1 rRNA gene is annotated in these 533 nt (G+C 51.8%); it reads right to left on the bottom strand.

Annotation, left to right across the window (positions count from 1 at the left end):
* A 16S ribosomal RNA gene (locus AC27JL_RS18830) occupies positions 1-533 on the bottom strand; the annotation flags it as partial.

The raw sequence follows: 533 nt of genomic DNA, 5'->3' as shown, positions 1-533 counted from the left end.
AAGTTCTCTGTATGTCAAGTGTAGGTAAGGTTCTTCGCGTTGCATCGAATTAAACCACATGCTCCACCGCTTGTGCGGGCCCCCGTCAATTCATTTGAGTTTTAACCTTGCGGCCGTACTCCCCAGGCGGTCTACTTAATGCGTTAGCTTTGAAAAACAGAACCGAGGTTCCGAGCTTCTAGTAGACATCGTTTACGGCGTGGACTACCGGGGTATCTAATCCCGTTTGCTCCCCACGCTTTCGTACATGAGCGTCAGTGTTGACCCAGGTGGCTGCCTTCGCCATCGGTATTCCTTCAGATCTCTACGCATTTCACCGCTACACCTGAAATTCTACCACCCTCTATCACACTCTAGTTTGCCAGTTCGAAATGCAGTTCCCAGGTTGAGCCCGGGGCTTTCACATCTCGCTTAACAAACCGCCTGCGTACGCTTTACGCCCAGTAATTCCGATTAACGCTCGCACCCTCCGTATTACCGCGGCTGCTGGCACGGAGTTAGCCGGTGCTTCTTCTGTCAGTAACGTCACAGAT

The sequence above is a fragment of the Pseudoalteromonas sp. 4NS20-0020 genome (assembly GCF_057554385.1).
Note: the sequence above shows the minus strand (reverse complement) of the source record. Positions and strands in the feature narration are given on the sequence as shown.